Source organism: Thiomonas sp. SCN 64-16 (genome assembly GCF_001725585.1).
Classification (GTDB): Bacteria; Pseudomonadota; Gammaproteobacteria; order Burkholderiales; family Burkholderiaceae_C; genus Thiomonas; species Thiomonas arsenitoxydans.
Genome location: NZ_MEGQ01000040.1, coordinates 1 through 18,255 on the forward strand (window position 1 = coordinate 1; position 18,255 = coordinate 18,255).

Sequence of the window (18,255 nt, forward strand, 5' to 3'; positions counted from 1 at the left end):
TTCAGCATCGGTAAGCCGGGCATAGACCTCCAGCAGATAGCCGCTGGGGTCGCGCAGCCACAGTTCGTGCAGCGGCGTGCCGCGCCAGGTGGTGCGCGGTGGCTTGACGACCTCAGCCCCCGCGGCCACGGCGGCATGGTGGGCCGCGATGACTTCGGCCTTGCCCGCCACGCCCAGGCCGAGGTGGTAGAGGCTGTAGGTGTCGAGTGTCTCGCCGCGATCATTGACCAGCAGCACCAGATTGAGGTGCAGATGCGGCACGATGAAGGTGCTGTAGCGGGCGGTGCGGTCTTTGGGCGGCAGGCCGAAAAACGCGGTGTAGAACGCCGTGCTGCGCGCCAGATCGGCCACACGCAGGCTCATGTGGAATTCATGCGCGGCAGGAAATGCGGCTGAGGAAGTCATGGTGGTTTTTTCAAGAGGACGGGGACGGGAAATTTGGCGCAAACCGTTGTTCACCCTCTGCGAGGCAGCGCCATTCAGCCCAAACGCCAGGCCAGCGCCAGCAAGGTGATCAGCAACACCGGTGTGGTCAGCGCCAGCCCGATGCGCATGTAATAACCCCAGCCGATGTGCACGCCCTTGCGGTCGAGCACATGCAGCCACAGCAGCGTGGCCAGGCTGCCGATGGGCGTGAACTTGGGGCCGAGATCGCAGCCGATGACGTGGGCGTAGATCATGGCTTCGCGCACCGCCGGGGCTATGCCCTGCGCGTGGTGGATGCCCAGGGCGCCCACCAGGGTCATGGGCATGTTGTTCATCACCGAGGACAGCACCGCGCTGATGAAGCCCGTGCCCACCACCGCGACCACGGTGCCGTGGCGGGCCAGCGCTTCGAGCGCCTGCGCCAGGTAGTCGGTCAGCCCGGCATTGCGCAGACCATAGACCACGAGGTACATGCCCAGCGAGAACAGCACGATCTGCCACGGCGCGCCCTTGATGACGTGACGCAGATCGATGACCGCGCCGCGGCCGCCGCGCCACCAGCGCCCGGCCAGGGCCAGCAGAAACAGCGCGGCGATGCCGGTGACTAGCGATACCGGCACCTGCCACGCGGCGGTGACGAAATACGCCACCAGCAGCACGGCCATCACCGGCCAGGTCCAGCGAAACACCAGCGCGTCCTTGATGGCGCTGGATGGCGCGTCGAGCCGGGCGAGGTCGTAGCCTGCGGGAATGTCGCGGCGGAAAAACAGCATCAGCACAACCAGCGTGGCGGCCAGCGCGGCCAGATCGACCGGCACCATCACCGCGGCGTAGCGGTCGAAGGGAATGTTGAAATAGCCTGCGGTGACGATGTTGACCAGATTGGAAATCACCAGCGGCATCGAGGTCGTGTCGGCGACGAAACCACAGGCCATGACGAACGCCAGCGCCGCTGCCGGACCGAAGCCCAGCGCCAGCAGCATGGCCAGCACGATGGGCGTGAGGATGAGCGCCGCACCATCGTTGGCGAAGAACGCCGAAATCACCGCACCCAGCACCACGATCAGCGGAAACAGCCGCCGTCCGCGCCCGCCGCCCCAGCGCGCCACATGCAGCGCGGCCCAGTGAAACACCCCGGCGTCGTCGAGGATGAGCGAGATGATGATCAGCCCGACGAAGGTGAAAGTGGCATCCCAGACGATGTGCCACACCACTGGAATGTCGCCCCAGTTGATCACGCCGAACATCAGCGCGATCGCCGCGCCGCCCAGGGCGCTGTAGCCGATGCCCAGACCGCGCGGCTGCCAGATGACGAACACCAGGGTGAGGATGAAAATGAGCAGGGCGGCAATCATGGGCGTGGAGTTTTTGTTGGGAAATGGACGCAATCGAAACGCCAACGGCAGGCCGTTCTGCCTGCCGTTGGGCGTGTGCAAACCGATTATTGAACGACCGGGTCGAGATCGTCTTTGGCGCAGGACTCCGGCAAAGGCATGACCTGGGTCTTGCCGATGTCCACGATTTCCCGCTTGATCGCGGCTGCGTCCAGCCGATCCAGCGGCAGGCTGATGAAGGCGCGCACCCGGCACATGATCTGGCGGAAGATGGTCTGGAAGGCGCGCCGCTTCTCTTCGTCGCTGCCCTCCACGGCGGCTGGGTCTTCAAAGCCCCAGTGCGCAGTCATCGGGTGTCCGGGCCAGATGGGGCAGGTCTCGCCCGCGGCCTTGTCGCAGACGGTGAAAACAAAGTCCATCTGCGGCGCATCGGGCGTGGCGAACTCGTCCCAGCTTTTGCTGCGCAAGGTGTCCGTCGGGTAGCCGATGCTTTTGAGCTGCTCGATGGCGAAGGGGTTGACCACCCCGCCCGGATGGCTGCCCGCGCTATAGGCCTTGAAGCGGCCCTTGCCCAGGGTGTTGATCAGTCCCTCGCCCATGATCGAGCGGGCGGAATTGCCGGTGCACAGCACCAATACGTTGTAAACCTTGTCCATGAACATCTCCAAGTGGGTAAAAGATCAGCAGCAGGATGATTTGGAAGCGGAGGCGCCGCCACAGCGCGAGGTCGCCGGGCGCGGCGCCGGTGACGGCACGGCAACCGCCGCAGCGGGCACGCAGCAAGCGCTGCCATCGGGCGACTCATTGAACATGGGAATCGTGTCCAGGGTGTGATAGGTCTCCCAGGCGATGCCGACCGGGTCGTTGGCCCAGTATTTGTCGGAGCGGGCATAGCAGCAGGCGGCGCCGGTTTCTTCGATGAAGCCTGCCTCGGTGGATTCGAGCCGTTGCTGCATCTCCAGCAGTTCCGCATCGCTTTCCACCTGAATGCCCAGATGGTTCAAGCCGGGCGCGGCGCCGCGCTGCGAAATGGCGAAGTTCACCCGCGGGTCGTCGAGCATCCACTTGGCGTAGTCGGCCTTGCGCACCGTGGGCTCGGCGGCGAACAGGCCGGAGTAGAAGCGAATGGCGTCGTCCAGCGCGGGCACGCTGACGTGAACATGAAAGCGTTTCATGGGTGGGTCTCCTCAACAGTTGAGCGTACGGGTGGGGTGCAGTTCGCCTCGACCGGGCCGCAGGGATTGCCGCCGCAGCAGTTGTCGGTGAGGTAGCCGATCAGTTCATTCATGGTGGAAAAGCGCGCGGTGTAGATCACAAAGCGCCCCGCTTGGCGAGACTCGACCAGGTCGGCGTGGGCGAGCTCTTTCAGATGAAACGAGAGCGACGAGGGCGCAATGGCGGTGAGCTCGGCAATTTTGCCCGCAGCCAGCCCTTCGGGGCCCGCCTGCACCAAGACGCGAAACACGCGCAGACGCGAGTCTTGCGACAGGGCGGCGAGAACCAGGAGCGCAGCTTTTGTTTCCATATTTCAAAGTTTATGGAAACGTGGAAATTAAGGCAAGTGCTTTTTGGGGTCATGCCAGTTTGGCGGGCGGCTGTCTCTGTGCAGTGTGCGCTGCAGCAAAATCTGCTTACAGGTATGGCAAATCGGGTCGCACCAACATGATGCAAGTCAAGCTCCCGCTGCTGTGCTGTAGCACACTGCAAACTCACATTCACATTGGGGAGTTGCCATGAATCCGACCGAATCGCTGAAAGACTTGCAGAAGGCCGAGCTGGAAACCGCCGTCGCGTTGAATCAGGTGCTTTTTCGCGGCTATGAGCAACTGACCCAGTTGCAGATGCAAACCATGCGTCTGATGGCGCAGCAAGCGGCGCAGACGCTGCAATCGGCAGTCGGCAAGGGTGAGGTGCCGTCTGCGCCCGGCGCTGACTGGGCGGATGCCGCGCGCGCAGGGGGCGAAAACGTCATGAGCTACGTCGAGAAATTCGGGCAGATCGCCTCTGCGACCCAGGCCGAAATGACCGAGATCCTGCAGTCCAGACTTGAGCGCCTGCAAAACAGCCTGCACGACAGCCTTGGGCAGAACGCGAGCGCAGCAGCGCCCGCCGGGGTTGAGCCGATGCAGGCCTTGCTGCAAAGCACCATGAACTGGACCACCCAGGCGCTCAACACCTTGCAAGACACGCAGCAGCAGGCGGTCAGGCTGATGAGCGCCCAAGCGCCGAAGCCAACCGCCGTAGCCAGCCGGACGTCGGCTTCATCGGCTGCGCGCCGCAAGTGAGTGTCACTCCATTGAAACCATTGAAACGAAAGGAAGAACCATGACGGAATCCCCGATGCGTGAGCGTCTGCATGAAGTCGAGTCCTTGCTGTCCACGCTCGGCAAAAGCCATCCCAACGAAGTGCAGGCTTTCATGAACTTCATGGGCAAGGCAGAATCCGGCCCTGCGCTGTCGGGCAAGCAGAAAGAACTGGTCAATGTGGCGCTGTCGGTCGCGGCGCAGTGCGAATGGTGCATCGCGTTTCACGTCAAGCAGGCAGCGCATGCCGGGGCGAAACGCGACGAACTGATCGAGGCCGGGTTCCTGGCGGTGCTCATGCACGGCGGCCCGGCGATGATGTACATGACGCCCTTGCTCAAGGCGCTCGATGAATTCGGTCTGCCTGCTGCGGTTTAGGTGTAGTGCATGAAACAAGCGCCGTTGTCGCCCGAGAAGATGCGGGAGTTTGAAGAGTTCATCTGGCGTGCCATGGGACGGCTGGATGGCAGCGAGTCGCGCGATCTGCTCGACCCCGAGAGCGAACTCGGCCAGATCGCGCGGGCCTACTATGAAGAACTGGCCGAAGGCAAACCTTGGGAGGAGATGGCCGATTACCTCACCCCCGTTGGCAGCGATGCCTTGCCGGAACATTTGCCTGCCGATCCGCCGCTGAAATCTGACTTGGGTTTAGGAGACTGAAATGGCAAAAAACAGCACGCAAAAAAAATCTGCATCCCACCCCGATCACGGTTATGGCAAAACCCTCGAAGCCCTGCAGATCGAGCTGGTGAAGTTCCAGAAACACCTCATTGCCAAGGGCGACCGCATTCTCATCCTGCTCGAAGGGCGCGACAGCGCGGGCAAGGATGGCACCATCAAGCGCGTCATCGAGCACCTCTCGCCGCGCGATACCCGCGTGGTGGCGCTGAACAAACCCTCCACCCGCGACGAGTCGGAGTGGTACTTCCAGCGCTATGTGCCTTATCTGCCGGCGGCCGCCGAATTCGTGCTGTTCAACCGCAGTTGGTACAACCGCGCCGGGGTGGAGTGGGTGATGGGCTTTTGCACCGAGGCGCAGTACGAGGAATTCATGGAGACGGTGCCGACGTTCGAGCAGATGCTGGTGCGCTCGGGCATTCAACTGTTCAAGTACTACCTCGACATCGACAAGGCCGAACAGAAACAGCGCCTCAAGGATCGGCTGACCAATCCGCTCAAGCAGTGGAAGATGAGTCCGATCGACGCCGCCGCGCAAAAGCACTGGAAAGACTACAGCACCGCCCGCAACGCCATGTTCGCCCGCACGCACACGCCCACTGCGCCCTGGACCATCGTGCGCGCCAACGACAAAAAACAGGCGCGGCTCAACCTCATCATGGATCTGCTCACCCGGCTGGATTACAAGGACAAGGATCACGCCTTGCTCTGCCCCGATCCCGACGTGGTGTTCAACTACACCCACGACGCGGTGGAGCAAGGCCGCGTGGCGGCCTGAAGGCCGAGCGCATGGCGACCGCCATCCAGGCCGCGTCGCAGGGCGCTGCCGTTCACCCCGATCACGCGCAGATCATCGCCTTGCTCGATGCCGCGCCCATGCGCTTGCCGCACTATCTGGCCTGGGCGCTGGCCAGCGGGGGAACGCTGATCGACGGTCTCTCGGTGTTCATGCTGGGCATGGCCATTCCGCTGCTGGCGGTGGGCCTGGATCTTTCTGCGCTGCAAACCGGGCTGCTTGGCGCAGCGCTGGTGGCCGGGGCCATCGGCGGTGCGGCGTGGGGCGGGCGGCTAGCCGACCGCTATGGCCGCAAATCGGTGTTTCTGATCGACATGGTCATTCTGGCCGTCGCTGCGGGCTTTAGCGCGCTGACCTGGAATGCCTGGGGGCTAATTGCCGCGCAATTCGTGGTGGGGGTGGGCATCGGCATGGATTTTCCGGTGAGCGGCAGCTATGTCGCCGAATGCATGCCGCACGAGAAGCGCAGCCGCATGATGGTGGCCACCATCGCCTGCCAGTCCGTCGGGCTCATTGTGGCGGCGCTGCTGTCCCTGGCGCTGCTGCATCTTGTGCCCGAGCCCAGCGTGTGGCGCTGGTTCTTCGCCACGGAAATGCTGTTTGCGCTGCTGTTTTTGTTGGGGCGGCTGAATCTGCCGGAAAGCCCGCGCTGGCTGATCGGGCAGGGGCGCAACCGCGAAGCGGTACACATGCTCGAACGCTTCGTGCCCTCGGACCGTCGCCAGCTCGAACGCATGGCCTCGCGCCTGGGCGATACGGTGCACTTCGTTGCCCGTGTGCCGCAGTCGGCCAAGCCCCAGGGCTACGGCCTGCTGTTTCACCCGGCTTATCTGCGCAGCACGCTGCTGAGCACCGTGCCGTGGTTTCTCATGGACATCGCCACCTATGGCGTGGGGCTGTTCACCGCCGTGCTGCTGGCGCAGATGCATGTGGCGGGCGAGGGGCTTTATCTGGTGCCTCATGTGGCGGCGCTGGCGCGCGGCACGGGGCTGATCGATGTGTTCTTGCTGCTCGGCTTTGTCATCGGCCTGTGGGCGGTGGCGAAGTTCGGGCGCATTCGCATGCAGCTCATCGGCTTTGGCGGCATGGTGTTCGGCATGGCGGCGTTGTGGTTGAGCACGGTGCTCGCGGGCGGCGATGCGGCGCATGCGGGGCTGGTGTTCTTCGGCTTCGTGGTGTTCAACCTGTTCATGAATATGGGGCCGAACAGCACCACCTACATCCTGCCCACCGAGCTGTACCCCACGCAGTTGCGCGCCACGGGCGCGGGCTTTGCCGCCTCGGTCGCCAAGGTGGGCGCCACGCTCGGGGTGTTTGCCTTGCCGCTGATCAAGTCTTCCCTGGGCGTGCCGACGGTGCTGGCGATGATGGCGGGGGTGAGCCTGCTCGGACTGCTCAGCACCTGGGCGTTCAGCATGTACGGCCACGGCCTCACGCTCGAACAACATCAAACGCAAACTCTGCCGAGGCGTCGCCCCAAGGCTGCACTGCTCGCATCCCCAACGGGGGGTAGAACATGAATCCGGCCAACCCAACGCTCGATGCCAAGGCCGTTGCCGCGATGTCGGCCGACGCGCTGCTGCAATCTCTGCACAGCAAGGCGGGCGGCCTCACCCAGACCGAAGCTGCGCAGCGTCTGGCGCAGGGCGGCCCCAACAGCCTGCCGGAGCAGCATGTCAGCCTGCTCATGCGCCTGCTGCGCTATTTCTGGGGGCCGATTCCGTGGATGATCGAGGTCGCCGCGCTGCTCTCGGCGCTGGTGCGGCACTGGCCAGATTTCATCATCATCGTGCTGTTGCTGCTGTTCAACGCGGGCATCGGTTTCTGGCAGGAGTTCAAGGCCAGCAGCGCGCTCGATGCGCTGAAAAAGCAGCTCGCGCTCAAGTGCCGTGTCAAGCGCGACGGCCAGTGGACGCAGATCGACACCGCGCAGCTCGTGCCCGGCGATGTGGTGCGCGTGCGTCTGGGCGACATTCTTCCGGCCGACCTCAAGCTGATCGCGGGCGACTACCTCAGCGTCGATCAATCCGCGCTGACCGGCGAGTCGTTGCCGGTCAGCCGCAAGCTGGGCGAGGTGGTGTATTCCGGCTCGATTGCCAAGCAGGGCGAGATGGTCGGCGTGGTCTATGCCACCGGGGTCAACACCTATCTGGGCAAGACCGCGCAACTGGTGCAGAAGGCTGGCGCGGTATCTCACTTCCAGAAGGCCGTGCTCAATATCGGCGACTACCTCATCTATGTCAGCCTTGGGCTGGTGGCGATTCTGGTGCTGGTCGAACTGCAGCGTGGCCTGCCGTGGATCGACCTGCTGCAATTCGCTCTCATCCTCACCGTGGCCTCGATTCCGGTGGCCATGCCTGCGGTGCTGTCGGTGACCATGGCGCTGGGCGCGCTGGTGCTGTCGAAAGAAAAGGCCATCGTCTCGCGGCTGGAATCCATCGAGGAACTGGCCGCGGTGGATGTGTTGTGCTCCGACAAAACCGGCACCCTCACGCAGAACAAGCTCACTCTGGGCGACCCGCTGCTGCTGACCGTGCCCGATGCCGCCACGCTGAACCTGCACGCGGCGCTCGCCAGCCAGCCCGACAACGGCGACGCCATCGATCAGGCGGTGTACGCCGCGCAGCCCGTGCAAACCGCCACGCCCGCCGGTTTCACCGCCGCTGGCTTCACCCCCTTCGATCCGGTGGGCAAGCGCAGCGAAGGCCGCTGGACCGACGCGCAGGGCACGCCGCTGGCCGCCACCAAGGGCGCGCCGCAGGTCATTCTCGATCTGTGCAAGTTGGATGACGCCACCCGCAGCAAGGCCACTGCCTGGATCGACGCCCAGGCCGTCAAAGGGCTGCGCACCCTCGGCGTGGCCAGCAAAACCGCTGACGGCGCGTGGCAACTCGATGGGCTACTCTCGTTGTTCGACCCGCCGCGCAGCGACTCCAGACAAACCATCGCCGACGCCCGCAGCCACGGCCTGGCGGTGAAAATGGTCACCGGCGACAACGTAGCGATTGCCCGCGAAATCGGCGGGCAGCTCGGTATCGGCACGCACATCGTGGCCGCGGGCGATGTGTTCGATGCCGACAAGCAGCAGCCGGGCGTGAGTCTGGCCGAGCGAATCGATGCCGCCGACGGCTTCGCCCAGGTCTTCCCCGAACACAAATACGGCATCGTCAAGGCGCTGCAGGACGCGGGACATCGCGTGGCCATGACCGGCGACGGCGTCAACGATGCCCCCGCACTCAAACAGGCCGATGTGGGCATCGCCGTATCCGGCGCCACCGACGCGGCGCGGGCGGCCACCGCGCTCATCCTCACCGCGCCGGGGCTGTCCACCATCGTCAAGGCGGTGGAAGAGGCGCGGCGCATTTTCGAGCGCATGAACAGCTATGCCATCTACCGCATCACCGAAACCATTCGCATCATGGTGTTCGTGGTGGCGGCCATGCTCGCCTACAACTTCTACCCCATCACCGCAGTGATGATTATTTTGCTGGCCTTCTTCAACGATGTGCCCATCATGACCATCGCCTACGACCGCGCTGCGGTCGATCCGCAGCCGGTGCGCTGGGACATGCGGCGCGTCATCACCGTGTCCACGGTGCTGGGGCTGATCGGCGTGGGCGAAACCCTGCTGCTGCTGTGGTTCGCGCATGACGTGATGAAGCTCGACATGGGCAGCATTCAGACCTTCATCTTCCTCAAACTGACGGTCTCCGGGCACCTCACCCTGTTTGTCGCGCGCAGCAGAAAAGCTTTCTGGAAAAAGCCCTGGCCGTCACCCGCTTTGCTGTGGTCGGCCATTCTCACCAAAGCGCTGGCGACGCTGTTCGTGGTGTTTCCCCTGGGGCTGATTGCGCCCATCAGTTGGTCGGCGGTCGGATTGATCTGGGTCTATTGCGTGTTCTGGGCTTTCGTCGAAGACCAGGCCAAGCTCGCGGTCTATCGCCACTTCGATCGCAACACGCCGCGGCACCTTAGTTTTTTGCATCTGCTCAAACAGCGCACATTCAAGCAAGGTCAATGAAATGGTGGGTGAGCGCTGCTAATGTTGTTCTTGTGTATTCACTTTCAAAGGGAGTTTCATCATGGCACATCGTCATGCAGTCGTTTGGGTCGATCATGCTCAGGCCCGCGTGCTGTTCATCGATCCGGCGGATATCGAAAAATCCATCATCATGCCCAAGGAGCATCCGCACCTGCACGTCATGAGCGGCACGATCGGCAGCGGCAAGGCGCCGGAAGACCAGCACTTCTATCACAAGGTGGCGCAAGCCCTGGTCGGCGTTCCCGAGGTGCTCATCACCGGCCCTGGGCAGGCCAAGCTGGCTTTGTTCAAGCATCTGCAGCACCATGACCCCGCTGTGGCCGAGCATGTGCTGGGTCTGGAGTCGGCCGATCATCCGACCGACGCTCAGCTCGTCGCCCATGCCCGGCATTACTTCAAAGCCAAAGACCAGATGCTCGGCATTTGATGGGGTTTCCCCTCTTTTTGTGCTCCTGTTCTATTCACCCGACGAGGCATCATGTCCACCTACAAAAAAATCCTGGTTCCCATAGACGCCAGTCAGACCGCGCAATCGGCCGCCGCCCAGGCCTCTGCGCTGGCGCGCGACCAGCAGGCCGCCATTCGCTTCGTGGTGGTGGTGGAGGCGAACGGACTGCTGAGTTCCTCCCCGGAATTTCTCAATGTGCTGGGCAACGATGCCCGGCTATTGCTCGACCGCTGGGTGAATGAAGCCCGCGCTCCGGGTATGGATGTCAGCTCCGCCGTGGTGGAAACCACGCAGGCCTTGCCGCGCGTGGCCGACGCCATCCTGGCGGAAGGGCATCGTTGGGGCGCCGATCTGATCGTCATCGGCAGCCATGGCCGCAGCGGCGTGCGCCGCATGATTCTGGGCAGCGTGGCCGAGGGCGTGTCGCAGCGCAGCACGGTTCCGGTATTGATCGTGCACGCGGGCGAACCCAAGGTTTGATTTGACCAGCGCGCGGCGCACCTTTGGTCACATTGTTCTGGAAAGGGCTTGTTAGGATGCGCGAATTCTCTGGATTCGCACATGAAACGGCATCCCATTCCCGCTCAGTTTCGCTCGCATCATCCGCATCCCTGTGACGGCAATCTGCCTGCAGACCTGAACGCGGTCTTGCGGCAGCGCGTGACCGAAGCCGCCGAGGCGACGCTGGAATTGAGCAGGGGTGAAACCCTGGTGCACAGCGGCATGCCCTTCAAACATCTCTACCTGGTGGTGAGCGGGGGTTTCAAGGCGGTAGAGATTGGCGAAAACGGGCAGTCGCAGATCGTCAGCTTTCACTACGCACGCGAACTAGGGCCTGTTAACGCTATTTATGCCCCCGCGTTGCCCCCAGACGGGGAGGGATGCAAGGCGGAGGTGCGAGGCAAGGCTGGTCGCCTTGCCTCGCACTGACAACGCCGCAGACGCCCCGTCTGGGGGCAACCCTTCGGGCCGGGGGTCTGGGCGGCGCACTGCCACGTTGCAGTCCGCTTGTGGTGCAACACACCACGGCGCGGCCTGCGCCTCGCATTGCCTCCGCCCAGACCCCCGGCGCGGGGGCATCAATAGCGTTAACAGGCCCTAATGGGTTTGAGCGGGTTTGCACAGCAACGCTACACGACCGACCTGATCGCGCTGGCGCCCTCGTTGATCTGCGAGTTTTCGGTGGCTGCGGTGGAGTCCATCGTTGGCGCTGACCGCAGCTTGCTCAATCATCTGCTGGCGTATGCGTCCGAGAGCCTCGCGCGGGCCGAGCATGACCAGTTCAGGCTCGGCAGCATGAGTGCCACGCAAAAAATCGCCAGCTTTCTGCTGCACAGGCAGGAGCAATTGCGTCAAGCCGGGGAAGAGTGCGATCAGTTCGAGTTGCTGATGACCCGAGAAGAACTCGGCAGCTACCTTGGCCTGAGCATGGAAACCATCAGCCGCCTTCTTTCGCACTTGCAAGAGCTGGGTGTAGTGCGGGTGGACAAGCGATTGATCGAGATTCTTAGTGAAGACCCATTGCGCACCTGGCTCGACGGGGCAGCGACTCTGCCCGCATCGTCTTGCCACAAGCCCGCAGCCAAACGTGCTGCGCTCAAGCTGGCTTGATTTCGATCAACCCCTGTTTTATTCGCGCGCTGGTTCGAGCAGGGCGCTCAGGGTGTCGATGTCCCGGCGGTCAAGCTCACCTGCCGCGTTTTTCAGGCGCAGGGTGTTGACCAGTACGTCATAACGTGCCTTGTCGGCCTGACGCTGGGTTTCGTAGAGCTGAGACAGCGCGTTGAGCACGTCGATATTCACCCGCATGCCCACTTTGAACCCGGTTTCATTCGCCTGCAGTGAACTACGGCTGGAGGCAATGGCCGCATCGAGCGCCTTCACCTGCGCCAGCCCGGATTGCACGCTGAGGTAAGCAGCGCGCGCTTGCTGCGCGGCAGCGAGGCGGGCCGAATCCAGATCGGATTGCGATTTTTCGAGCAGATGCGCCGTCTGTTCGACATCGCTTTGCACCGCATAGCCGGTGAACAACGGCCAGCGCATCTGCACGCCCACGCTGGCGACATTGGCGCGGTTGCTGAAGGGAAACAGCGGACTGCCGCCCGTCGTCGCGTTGTGGTCGAGGCGGGCATAGGCGGCGACGGTAGGCCGATAACCCGTGTCGGCCTTTTTCGCGCTGAGTTGCGCCAGCTTCACGCCCAATAGCGCCTCATCGACGCCGAGGTTATGTTCTTCGGCCTTGCGGCTCCACGCGTGCATGTCGCCGAGCGGCGCCTGCAGTGCCGTGCTGCTGGGCAGCGGCGCGAGCGTTTGCACGGTGGTGCCCACTAACTGTTGCAGGCTGTTGCGCGTAAGTTCAAGCTGGTTCTCAGCCGCCAGCACTTGTGCGGCGGTGAGATCGACGCGCGCCTGAGCATCGCGCACATCGACAATGGTGCCGTTGCCCGCGTCGAAATTGGCCTGTGCCGATTTGACCTGTTGGATCACCGCTTTTTGCTGTTCTTCGAGCGAATGCAGGCTGTCTTGCGCGGCCAGCACGTCAAAGTAGCGCGCAGCGACTTGCAGCATCAGATCCTGGTCTTGCTGCACGAATTTCAGGTAGGCGATGCGTGCGGCGACATCCGCCTGTTCAACGCCGAGATGATCGGCGGGTTGATAGAGCGCCTGCGTGGCCACCAGATTGACATCGCGCGAGGTGTAGTTCCACTGGGTGGGCATGCCGAATTTCTGCAGCAGCGGGTTGTCGCTGTTGGCCTGCGCATTGGCGCTCAAATTGGCGCCCGCCACCAGTTGCGGCAATAACTTCGACCGCGCCAGCGGCACGCCGGACAAGGCGGCTTGATAGTTCGCCTGCGCACTGCGCAGCGCCGGGTTGTGCTGCTGCGCCAGCGTGAAGACCTGCGCCAGAGTTTCTGCGCTGGACGCTCCCGCAAAGGCCAAGCCGCCGCCGACCACGCCGGCGATAAAACAGACGACGCGCAGGAGCCGAACGTGACGCAGGCCACGCGCGCAGCGGCGGGCAGAGGAAACTGACGTTGCCATCGGGAATGTTGGGAAGAGGAGTGGTGCAATCGATGCTACGCCCCACGGCACAGGCATGATTGATGTAAGTCATGCCCGGGCGGCAAGCTGGCGCGACAATGAAACATCCGTCCGCTCGCCCGTCTCAACACAGTCTTCGCACTCCCATGAAAAACAAAAAGCGGCCCTTGATCATTGTGGTATTGCTCCTCATCGTGCTCGTCGCCGGTGGCGCTTACTGGTGGACCCAGCGGGCGAAGCCGGTCTCGAACACGCTCACGCTTTACGGCAACATCGACATTCGGCAGGTGCAGCTCGCGTTCAACGATGCCGGGCGGGTGTCTGAACTTCTGGTGCAGGAAGGTGATGCCGTGCGCAAGGGGCAAGTGGTGGCCCGCATCGACGCGGTGCGCTACCAAGACGCGGTCAACCGTGCGCAGGCGGCATTGCTCGCGCAGCAGAATGTGCTGGCCAAGCTCAAGGCGGGCAGCCGTCCGCAGGAAATTGCCGAGGCGCGAGCCGGGGTGGACGCGGCGCTGGCGGCGCAAGCCAACGCCAAGGCGACTTATGCCAGGCAAAAGACGCTGGTGGAATCGGGCTTCCTGCCTCGGCAAAGTCTGGACAACGTCACCCAGCAGCTCGATACGGCAGCCGCCGGTGTGCAGCGCGCGCGCCAGGCGCTGAGCCTGGCGGTGCAAGGCCCGCGCAAGGAAGACATCGCCGCGGCTGAGGCGATGGTCAAGGCCGATGAATCCGCGCTCGCGCTGGCCCAGCGCCAACTGACCGATGCGGTGCTGTATTCGCCCGAGAATGGCGTGGTGGAAAACCGCATTCTGGAGGTGGGCGACATGGCCGCACCGCAAACTCCGGTGATGACCATCGCGGTGAACAACCCGGTCTGGGTGCGCGCCTATGTGCCGGAAACCGAGCTGGGCAAAATCGCTCCAGGCATGCGCGCCGACATTCTGACCGACAGCTTTCCCGGCCAGCCGTTCAAGGGCTGGATCGGCAATATCTCCCCCACGGCGGAGTTCACGCCCAAGTCGGTGCAGACCACCGAGTTGCGTGCGCAACTGGTGTATCGGGTGCGGGTGTATGCCTGCAATCCCGATCAGAAACTGCGCCTGGGCATGCCGGTTACCGTGCAGGTGCCTTTGTTGAACAACGCGCCGCAATCGGTTCCCGAGCATGTCTGCCAACACTGAGACTTCGGCCCGGTCTGAGCAGGTCGCAGTGCCGTCCGACGCGGCGCTTGAATTCGCGGCGGTGCACAAGCAGTTCAGGCAGGGCAACAGTGTGATCGATGCGCTCAAGGGCGTCGATGTGCGCATTCAGCAGGGCCGCATTACCGGCTTGCTCGGGCCAGACGGCGCGGGCAAGACCACGCTGATCCGCCTTGCCGCCGCCTTGCTGCTGCCCAGTTCTGGAGAGGTGCGGGTGCTGGGCCTGGACGTGCGGCAATCGGCCTCGGCCATTCAGCAGATGATCGGCTACATGCCGCAGCGCTTCGGTCTTTATGAAGACCTCACCGTTCAGGAAAACCTCGACCTCTATGCCGATCTGCAAGGTTTGAAAGCCACAGAGCGGCAATCGCGCTTCGACGATTTGCTCAAGCTCACCGCGCTCGGCCCGTTTTCGCATCGACGGGCGGGGGCGCTTTCCGGCGGCATGAAGCAAAAGCTGGGGCTGGCCTGCACCCTGCTGCGCGCGCCGCGGCTGCTGCTGCTCGATGAGCCGACTGTCGGGGTCGATCCCATTTCGCGGCGTGAGCTCTGGAGCATCATCAAACTCTTGCGCAGCCAGAATGTCGCCGTGCTGGTGAGCACCGCCTATCTCGACGAGGCCGAGCAGTGCGACGACATCGTGCTGCTGCACGAGGGCAATGTGCTGGCGCATCAGCCGCCCCTGGCTTTTCGGGCACCCCTGAAAGGTCATGTGTTTGTAGTGCGGCATGCGCAATGGCATCGCCGCACGTTGCAGGAATCGCTGCATGCGCGCGCCGGAGTGGTCGACGCGCTGGTGCAGGCCGAAGGGGTGCGGGTGGTGTTGCAGGACACCCAGCCCCTGCAGCAGCCCGGCGAAGACTGGCAGGCCGTCGAGCCGCGTTTCGAGGATGCCTTTGTCAGTTTGTTGCACACGGGTCTGCCTGCCCCGCAGACGCAGGCTGCGCCCAAGGTTGAGGCGGCCGTTGCTACTGTCGCCATCGCGGCCAAGCCCGATGATGCGGCGTCCACCGTGATCGAAGTGAAAGAGTTGCGCCGCTTTTTCGGGGCGTTTCAGGCGGTCAAGGGCATCAGCTTCAACGTGGGGAAGGGCGAGATTTTCGGTTTGCTCGGTGCCAATGGCGCGGGCAAGAGCACGACTTTTCGCATGCTCTGCGGCCTGCTGCCAGCGTCTTCCGGCACGCTGCGTGTTGCGGGCGCCGATCTGCGCACGGCCAGCGCAGACGCGCGCGAGCGCATCGGCTATGTGTCGCAGAAATTTGCGCTCTACGGCAATCTCACTGCACGGCAGAACCTGAATTTTTTCGCCTCGGCCTATGGCCTGCGCGGCGCACGGCGCAAACAGCGGCTGGCCTGGGCCTTTGATGAGTTCGACCTGAGCGAGTATGCCGATGCCGAGGCCATGGACCTGCCGCTGGGCTACAAGCAGCGGCTGGCGCTGGCTTGCGCGTTGATGCATGAGCCGTCCATTCTGTTTCTCGATGAGCCGACCTCCGGCGTCGATCCGCTGGCGCGGCGCGAGTTCTGGCAGCGCATCAACCATCTGGCCGAATCGGGGGTGACCGTCATGATCACCACCCACTTCATGGACGAGGCCGAGTATTGCGATCATCTGGTGCTGATGTCTCTGGGCGAGATCCTGGCTTTTGGCACGCCCCGTGAGATTCGCGGGCGCATTCGCACCGACGCGCTGCCCGATCCGACGATGGAAGACGCCTTCATCGCCCTGATTCAGTCGCACGAGGCGCAGATTCGCCGCGCGGCATGAGGAGACAGGCCCGATGAACCGGCAACGTCTGCGCGGACTGGTGCGCAAGGAGTTTTTGCAGATCATCCGCGACCCCTCCGCCATCGCCATCGCTTTTGTCTTGCCGGTACTGCTGCTGCTGCTGTTCGGCTACGGCGTGTCGCTCAACGCCCGTGGCGTTCCGTTGGCGGTGGTGGTCGATCAGCCCAGTGCGCAGACCAGCAGTTTTGTCGGCGGGCTGGAGCAATCGGCGTACTTCGCACCGACGACCTACCCCGACATCGCCGCTGCTCGTCATGCGCTGATGTCCCGCCAGGTGGACGGCATTGTCTGGCTGCGGGGCGACTTCACCCGGCTGGCGCTCACCGGCCGCTCGGCCCCCGTGGCGGTGTGGATGAACGGCGTTGACGCCAACAACGCCCGCATCATGGAGGGCTATCTGCAAGGCGTCTGGCAAAACTGGCTGCAGCTCGAAGCCGAGCGGCAGGGCAAGCCCTTGCTCCTGCCCGTCAGCGTGCAGGCGCGCATCTGGTTCAACCCGGCGGTGCGCAGCCGCGACTTTCTGGTGCCGGGGCTGATTGCCGTCATCATGACCCTGATCGGCGCCTTGCTCACTGCGCTGGTCATCGCGCGAGAACGCGAGCGCGGCACCATGGAAGCGCTCATGGCCAGCCCGGTGACCATGGCGGAAATCCTGCTGGGCAAACTGATTCCCTATTTCGTGCTCGGCATGGGGGGCATGGCGCTGTCGGTGGCCATGGCGGTGTGGCTGTTCGCCGTGCCGCTGGTCGGCAGTCTGTGGCTGCTGGTGCTGTGCTCGGCGCTGTTCCTGCTGGTGGCGCTGGCGATGGGGCTGCTGATTTCCACTCTGGCCAACAGCCAGTTCGTCGCCGCGCTGGTGGCGGTCATCGTCACCTTCCTGCCGGCCTTCATTCTGTCGGGGTTCATTTTCGACATCGACTCCATGCCGACGGTGGTGCAGTTTCTCACGCATCTGGTCGCCGCGCGCTATTACGTCGCCATTTTGCAGACCGTGTTTTTGGCGGGTAATGTCTGGCCGGTGATTCTGGGCAACAGCGCCGCGCTCATGGTGATGTGGGCGATATTCATGGGCATTGCCTGGCGCAAATCGCACAAGAGACTGGACTGAACCATGTGGGGCCGCGTCGTTGCACTCGTCATCAAGGAACTGCTCATGCTGCTGCGCGACACGGCCAGCCGCACGGTGCTGATCGGCCCGCCGCTCATTCAGCTGCTGGTGTTCGGCTATGCAGCCAGCTTCGACCTCAACCACATTCCTTATGCGGTTTACAACGAAGACCCGGGCTACGCCTCGCGCGAACTGATCGCGCGCTTTTCCGGCACGGACACCTTTCGCCAGGTGGCCACCATCACCCACGAGTCGCAGATCGCCCCGCTGATCGACAACAAGGATGCGCTGCTGGTGCTGCACATCGGCCCGCACTTCACCCGCGATTTGCTGCGGCATCAACCGGCCAAAGTGCAACTGCTGGTCGATGGCCGAGACTCCAACACCGCATCGCTGGCGCTGAACGATGCCAATAGTGTGCTGTTCGCTTTCAATGAGCAATGGGCTGCGCAACACGGCTGGCGCGGCCCGCCGGCGAGGCTGGAAATTCGCTCCTGGTTCAACCCCAATCTGCTGTCGCGCTGGTTCATTCTTCCGGGCATCGTGGCTCTGCTCACCCTGGTGGTCACCTTGCTGGTCACCGGGCTGTCGGTGGCGCGCGAACGCGAGATGGGCACCTTCGATCAGTTGTTGGTCACGCCCCTGCGTCCGGTGGAAATTCTGCTGGGCAAGGCGTTGCCAGGTTTCATCATCGGCGGGCTGGAGGCCGCTTTTATCGCCATCGTCACCATACTCTGGTTCGGGGTGCCGTTTGTGGGCAGCGTGCTGGCGCTGGGAGTCGGGCTGTTTTTTTTCCTGCTCGCCGCCACCGGCATCGGGCTGATGATCTCGTCCATCGCCGTGACCCAGCAGCAGGGTTTGCTGGGCGTGTTCATGTTCCTGGTGCCGTCCATCATTCTGTCCGGCTTTGCCACGCCCATTGCCACTCATCATCACCCGCGGGGTCTATCTCGAAGGCTATGGGGTGAGCGACCTGATGTCGCAATACTGGCCGCTGGCGCTGATCGGCGTCGTCAGCATGGCGTTTGCCGCCTGGCTGTTCCGTCACCGCATGGACTGATGGGGTGATTCCCAAGGAGACCTCAT

At 63.4% G+C, this 18,255-nt stretch carries 20 protein-coding genes; 14 read left to right on the forward strand and 6 right to left on the reverse strand.

Annotated features, from left to right (window positions below; all coding sequences use genetic code 11):
- From ABT24_RS11425 to ABT24_RS11445, 5 genes are all read right to left on the reverse strand, one after another.
- A partial coding sequence (locus ABT24_RS11425) for a VOC family protein (RefSeq protein ID WP_286737848.1) occupies positions 1-405 on the reverse strand: 405 nt, incomplete at its 3' end.
- 74 nt (positions 406-479) lie between these two features.
- Positions 480-1,781, reverse strand: a complete 1,302-nt coding sequence (locus tag ABT24_RS11430; RefSeq protein WP_276731452.1) for an arsenic transporter — start codon at positions 1,779-1,781, stop codon at positions 480-482.
- Positions 1,782-1,867: 86 nt separating this feature from the next.
- Positions 1,868-2,416: an arsenate reductase ArsC gene (locus ABT24_RS11435; RefSeq protein ID WP_276731450.1), complete on the reverse strand. Its 549-nt coding sequence runs from the start codon at positions 2,414-2,416 to the stop codon at positions 1,868-1,870.
- A 24-nt stretch (positions 2,417-2,440) separates the two neighbouring features.
- Positions 2,441-2,935 carry an ArsI/CadI family heavy metal resistance metalloenzyme gene (locus ABT24_RS11440; RefSeq protein ID WP_276731448.1) on the reverse strand — a complete coding sequence of 165 codons (495 nt, stop codon included), beginning with the start codon at positions 2,933-2,935 and terminating at the stop codon, positions 2,441-2,443.
- The gene (locus tag ABT24_RS11445) at positions 2,932-3,285 is read right to left on the reverse strand and encodes an ArsR/SmtB family transcription factor (protein WP_276706452.1); all 354 of its coding nucleotides are present in this window, start codon (positions 3,283-3,285) and stop codon (positions 2,932-2,934) included. Before ABT24_RS11445 ends, ABT24_RS11440 begins: the two co-directional genes overlap by 4 nt.
- A gap of 208 nt (positions 3,286-3,493) precedes the next feature.
- On the opposite strand from ABT24_RS11445, the gene ABT24_RS11450 reads away from it, so the two are divergent.
- The 10 genes from ABT24_RS11450 (at position 3,494) to ABT24_RS11495 (ending at position 11,639) form a co-directional block, all read left to right on the forward strand.
- Positions 3,494-4,045 (forward strand): phasin family protein, encoded by a 552-nt coding sequence (locus tag ABT24_RS11450; RefSeq protein WP_276731447.1) that lies wholly within the window; start codon positions 3,494-3,496, stop codon positions 4,043-4,045.
- A 40-nt stretch (positions 4,046-4,085) separates the two neighbouring features.
- Entirely contained in the window at positions 4,086-4,442 is a 357-nt protein-coding gene (locus tag ABT24_RS11455) for a carboxymuconolactone decarboxylase family protein (RefSeq protein WP_276731445.1), read from the forward strand.
- 9 nt (positions 4,443-4,451) lie between these two features.
- Entirely contained in the window at positions 4,452-4,724 is a 273-nt protein-coding gene (locus ABT24_RS11460) for a hypothetical protein (RefSeq protein ID WP_276731443.1), read from the forward strand.
- A 1-nt stretch (position 4,725) separates the two neighbouring features.
- Entirely contained in the window at positions 4,726-5,520 is a 795-nt protein-coding gene (gene ppk2 / locus ABT24_RS11465) for a polyphosphate kinase 2 (RefSeq protein ID WP_276731442.1), read from the forward strand.
- A gap of 11 nt (positions 5,521-5,531) precedes the next feature.
- Complete coding sequence (locus ABT24_RS11470; protein WP_276731441.1) at positions 5,532-7,058, forward strand: MFS transporter; 1,527 nt, start codon at positions 5,532-5,534, stop codon at positions 7,056-7,058.
- Complete coding sequence (locus ABT24_RS11475; protein WP_276731438.1) at positions 7,055-9,559, forward strand: plasma-membrane proton-efflux P-type ATPase; 2,505 nt, start codon at positions 7,055-7,057, stop codon at positions 9,557-9,559. Before ABT24_RS11470 ends, ABT24_RS11475 begins: the two co-directional genes overlap by 4 nt.
- A gap of 61 nt (positions 9,560-9,620) precedes the next feature.
- Positions 9,621-10,007, forward strand: a complete 387-nt coding sequence (locus tag ABT24_RS11480; RefSeq protein ID WP_013123420.1) for a hypothetical protein — start codon at positions 9,621-9,623, stop codon at positions 10,005-10,007.
- Between the two features lie 51 nt (positions 10,008-10,058).
- Positions 10,059-10,508 carry a universal stress protein gene (locus ABT24_RS11485; protein WP_156052944.1) on the forward strand — a complete coding sequence of 150 codons (450 nt, stop codon included), beginning with the start codon at positions 10,059-10,061 and terminating at the stop codon, positions 10,506-10,508.
- Positions 10,509-10,589: 81 nt separating this feature from the next.
- Positions 10,590-10,958, forward strand: a complete 369-nt coding sequence (locus ABT24_RS11490) for a cyclic nucleotide-binding domain-containing protein (RefSeq protein WP_276731435.1) — start codon at positions 10,590-10,592, stop codon at positions 10,956-10,958.
- Between the two features lie 177 nt (positions 10,959-11,135).
- Entirely contained in the window at positions 11,136-11,639 is a 504-nt protein-coding gene (locus ABT24_RS11495; protein WP_276731432.1) for a Crp/Fnr family transcriptional regulator, read from the forward strand.
- A gap of 18 nt (positions 11,640-11,657) precedes the next feature.
- On the opposite strand, the gene ABT24_RS11500 is transcribed toward ABT24_RS11495, so the two are convergent.
- Positions 11,658-13,070, reverse strand: a complete 1,413-nt coding sequence (locus ABT24_RS11500) for a TolC family outer membrane protein (RefSeq protein ID WP_276731429.1) — start codon at positions 13,068-13,070, stop codon at positions 11,658-11,660.
- A 146-nt stretch (positions 13,071-13,216) separates the two neighbouring features.
- On the opposite strand from ABT24_RS11500, the gene ABT24_RS11505 reads away from it, so the two are divergent.
- From ABT24_RS11505 to ABT24_RS11520, 4 genes are read left to right on the forward strand one after another with little or no spacing between them, the layout of a single operon-like run.
- Positions 13,217-14,254 (forward strand): HlyD family secretion protein, encoded by a 1,038-nt coding sequence (locus ABT24_RS11505; RefSeq protein WP_276731427.1) that lies wholly within the window; start codon positions 13,217-13,219, stop codon positions 14,252-14,254.
- On the forward strand, positions 14,238-16,040 hold the full coding sequence (locus ABT24_RS11510) for an ATP-binding cassette domain-containing protein (protein ID WP_276731424.1): 1,803 nt from the start codon (positions 14,238-14,240) through the stop codon (positions 16,038-16,040). The genes ABT24_RS11505 and ABT24_RS11510 overlap by 17 nt, the downstream gene beginning before the upstream one ends.
- A gap of 13 nt (positions 16,041-16,053) precedes the next feature.
- Positions 16,054-17,169: an ABC transporter permease gene (locus tag ABT24_RS11515; RefSeq protein ID WP_156052941.1), complete on the forward strand. Its 1,116-nt coding sequence runs from the start codon at positions 16,054-16,056 to the stop codon at positions 17,167-17,169.
- Positions 17,170-17,172: 3 nt separating this feature from the next.
- Positions 17,173-18,237 (forward strand): ABC transporter permease, encoded by a 1,065-nt coding sequence (locus ABT24_RS11520; RefSeq protein WP_286737853.1) that lies wholly within the window; start codon positions 17,173-17,175, stop codon positions 18,235-18,237.
- Positions 18,238-18,255: the final 18 nt, after the last annotated feature.